Here is a 4,363-nt window from a genome sequence, read left to right on the forward strand (position 1 = left end):
TGGCCGCCCTCTATGTCGCCGGCGCGCCGATCGACTGGACCGCCGTCCATCGCCATCAGCCCCACGCCCGCCTCCACCTGCCGACCTATCCCTTCCAGCGCAAACCCTACTGGATGGCCCCGACACCCGCGGTGAATACGGGGGCGGCCGACCTGTTCCACGAGATGCAATGGCGCGCCGCGCCCTTCGACGCGGCGACAGAACCGTCCGCGCGGTCGGTGCTGATCTTCGCCGACCGCTCCGGCGTCGCCGAAAGGCTGGCCGCCACCCTGACGGCGATGGGCCAGACCTGCACCCTGGTGCGGCGCGACGGCGATGAGGCCGACGCCGGCTATCGCCTCGGATCTCTGGACGCGCTCGATCAGATGCTGCCGGAGATCCTCGCCGCCAGCGCGCCCTCGGCTATCGCCTATCTGTGGAACCTCGATCTGGACGGCATGCGTGATGATGACGACTCCTGCGGAGAGCTGACCGCCCTGCACCTGATCCAGGGCGTGCTGCGGGAAGCGTCCACGCCGCCCAGGCTGTGGTTCGTCAGCCGAGCCGGCCAGCCAGTCGGCGACGCCACGGTCGCCCCGCATCAGGCTCCGCTCTGGGGCGTGGGCCGCGCGTTGTCCCTGGAGCATCCGGAAGCCTGGGGCGGTCTCGTTGACCTGGCGCCCGAGGCGTATCCCGACGAAGCGCTGGACCTTGCCCGCCAGCTCTGCGGCGACGACGGTGAAGACCTGGTCGCCTTCCGCGACGGCCGGCGGTTGGTCGCCCGTCTGGCGGCCGCGCCCGCTCCGAAGTCCGCCCCGCCGCCCGTGCGGCCGGACGCCAGCTATCTGATCACCGGCGGTCTGGGCAGCCTGGGCCGCGCCGTCGCTCGGTGGCTGGCCGAGGCCGGCGCACGCAGCCTGGTGCTGGCCGGACGTAGCCAGCCGACCGAAGCCGCCGCAGCCGATATCGCGGCTCTAGAAGCAACCGGCGTATGCGTCACGCTCCTGTCGGTCGATGTCAGCGACCGTGAGAATCTCGCGCCCGCCCTGGCCGAGATCTCCGGCGCCCTGCCGCCCCTGCGCGGGATCGTGCACGCGGCCGGCGTGCTGGACGACGGCGTGCTGTTCGCCCAGACCGACGAGCGCTTCGTCAAGGTGATGCGGCCCAAGGCGCGCGGGGCCTGGAACCTCCACGACCTGACCCGCGACCTGCCGCTCGACTTCTTCGTGATGTTCTCCTCGGCCGCGACGCTGTTCGGCTCGCCCGGCCAGGCGAACTATTCGGCCGCCAACGCCTTCCTCGACGGCCTGGCCAACCATCGCCGGTCGTTGGGCCTGCCCGCGCTCAGCGTCGGCTGGGGTCCGTGGCGCGACATCGGCATGGCGGCTGATCTGGCCCGCCGCACCGGCAAGACCCACGCCCCGCGCGGCGTCTCCGCCCTGGCTCCGGCCGAAGCGCTGAAGCACTTGGGCGATCTGATGAACGCGTCCTCGCCGCAGGTCGCGGTGATGCCGGTCAACTGGCCCGCCTTCATGGAGCAGTTCGCCCCAGGCGAGCGGCCGCGCGCGCTGGACGACCTGGCCGGCGCTCTGCCGGCCGAGGCGGCCAAGGACGAGCGCGCCGTCCGTGGCCCCGCCGCCTTCCTGATGGAACTGATCGCCGCGCCGGCCCGCGAGCGTCGGCCGATCCTGGTCCGGTTCCTCCAGGCCGAACTGGCCGCCATCACCGGCGACGACACCCTGGCCGATCCGAACGCGGGCTTCTTCGACATGGGCCTGGACTCGCTGATGGCGGTCGAGATGAAGAACCGGCTGGGCGCCAATCTGGACGTCACCCTGCCGGCGACCGTGGTCTTCCGCTTCCCGAACATCGCCGCCCTGACGGACCACCTTCTGACGGACGTTCTGGGCCTGGCCGAACCGACCCAGACGGACGAAGCGGAACCCCAGGACGCGTTCGAGGGCGCGTCCGAGGCTGAATTGCTGGCGTTGCTGGCGGGTGAACTCGAAGGGGCCGCGCCATGACCCGCACACCGCCGGAGTTGGACCGCGAAGCCGTCGTCAAACGGGCGCTGACCGAGATGCGCGATCTGCGCCAGAAGCTGGGCGAGGCCCAACGGTGGCGCAGCGAACCGATCGCCGTGATCGGCCTGGGTTGCCGCTTCCCAGGCGGCGTCGACGGTCCGGACGCGTTCTGGACGGCGCTGACGGAGGGCCGCGACGCCACCGGCGAGGTTCCCTCGGCGCGCTGGGACGTCGACGCCTTCTTCGATCCTCAGCCTTCCACCCCCGGCAAGATGTACACGCGCCGTGGCGGCTTCCTGTCCGAAGACGTCGCCGCGTTCGATCCCGGCTTCTTCCGCCTGTCCCCGCGCGAGGCCACCACGCTGGACCCGCAGCAGCGGCTGTTGCTGGAGGTGGCGTGGGAAGCGTTCGAGCATGCCGGTCGACCGCCTCGGTCGGGCGACAAGACCGGGGTCTTCGTCGGGATCAGCACCAACGACTACGCCCAGAACACCCTGTTCGGCGCGCCCAGCCAGATCGAGCTCTACACCGCCACCGGCGCGGCGCTGAACGCCGCCGCCGGGCGGATCGCCTTCACCTTCGGCCTGCAGGGACCGGCCATGGCGATCGACACGGCCTGCTCGTCGTCGCTGGTCGCGGTCCATCTGGCTTGCCGCAGCCTGCGCCTGGGCGAGTGCCGCGAGGCCCTGGCCGGCGGCGTCAGCCTGATCCTGTCACCCGCAGGCACCATCGCCACCTGCCAGGCCCGGATGATGGCGCCCGATGGCCGCTGCAAGACCTTCGACGCCTCGGCCGACGGCTATGGGCGCGGAGAGGGCTGCGGACTGGTGGTGCTGAAAAGGCTGTCGGACGCGGTGGCTGACGGCGACGACGTGCTGGCGGTGATCCGGGGCTCGGCCGTCAACCAGGACGGGGCCAGTGGCGGGCTCACCGTGCCCAACGGCGCGGCGCAACGCGATCTTTTCAAGGCGGCCCTGGCCGACGCCCAGGTCCAGCCGGTCGAGGTGGGGCTGGTCGAGGCGCACGGCACGGGCACGCCGCTGGGCGATCCGATCGAACTGGAGTCGATCCAGGCCGTGTACGGCGAAGGTCGAGACAACGCGCGACCGTGCGCCGTCGGTTCGGTGAAGACCAATATCGGCCACCTGGAAGCCGCCGCCGGCATCGCGGGGCTGATCAAGACGGTGCTGGCGCTGCGTCACGAGACCATCCCGCGCCATCTGCACCTGAAGACGCTCAACCCCCAGATCGAGCTGGCCTCGACCTTCGTGATCCCGACCTCCGACCAGGCCTGGCCGCGTGGCGACGCCCCGCGCCTGGCCGGCGTCAGCAGCTTCGGCTTCACCGGCACGAACGCCCACGTGATCGTGGGGGAGGGGCCTTCGCGGACGGAGGCGGCGCTCAACGCCGATCCGGGCCCGCAGGTGATCCCCCTGTCGGGCCGCAACGAGGCGGCGGCGCGGGCCCTGGCCGAGCGCTATCGGCCGTTCGCCGACATGCCCCTGGCCGACATCGCCTTCGCCGCCGGCGCCGGGCGCTCGCACTTCGAGCACCGCATCGCCATCCTGGCCGAGACCGGCGAGCAGCTGGCCAAGCGCCTCGACGCGGCCGCCGAGGGTCGCAGCGACCCCGGCGTGCTGCGCGGCCAGGTCTCCGGGGCCCAGCGGCCGAAGATCGCCTTCGTCTTCACCGGCCAGGGCTCGCAATACGCCGGCATGGGCCGCCAGCTCTACGACCGCGAGCCGGTGTTCCGCGCCGCCCTGGACCGCTGCGACGTCCTGCTGGACGGGACCCTGCTGCCGGTGCTGTTCGAGGACGCCAGCGGCCTGATCGACCAGACCGGCCATACCCAGCCGGCGCTGTTTTCCCTGGAATACGCCCTGTGCGCCCTGTGGCGCTCCTGGGGCGTGGAGCCTTCGGTGGTGCTGGGTCACAGCGTCGGGGAATATGTCGCCGCCTGCGTGGCCGGGGTGTTCAGCCTGGAGGAAGGCTTGAAGCTGGTGGCCCGCCGCGCCCAGCTGATGCAGGCCCTGCCGCCGGGCGGAGCCATGGCCGCGGTCTGGGCGAGCGAGGCGGATCTCGACCTTTCCGCCTATGGCGATCGCCTGTCGCTGGCCGCCGTCAACGGTCCCGGCGACCTGGTGGTCTCCGGCGAGGCGACGGCCCTGGACGCCTTGCGCGCCGACCTGGAGCGCCAGGGCGTGGCCAGCCGGCCGCTGACCGTCTCCCACGCCTTCCACTCGCCGCTGATGGCCCCGATCCTGGAGCCGTTCGCCGACCTGGCCCGCACCGTCGACTACCAGCGGCCGCAGGTCCGGCTGATCCGCGACCTGGACGGCGCGCTCGCCGACGGCCCGCTG

Annotated in this window: 2 protein-coding genes; both read left to right on the forward strand. The window is 72.0% G+C overall.

What is annotated here, in order from left to right:
• A partial coding sequence (locus AC1DYP_RS24740) for a beta-ketoacyl reductase (protein WP_477048554.1) occupies positions 1-2,003 on the forward strand: 2,003 nt, incomplete at its 5' end.
• A partial coding sequence (locus AC1DYP_RS24745; RefSeq protein WP_477048555.1) for a type I polyketide synthase occupies positions 2,000-4,363 on the forward strand: 2,364 nt, incomplete at its 3' end. The genes AC1DYP_RS24740 and AC1DYP_RS24745, both read left to right, overlap by 4 nt.

The sequence above is a fragment of the Caulobacter sp. P1_D6 genome, from assembly GCF_056406095.1.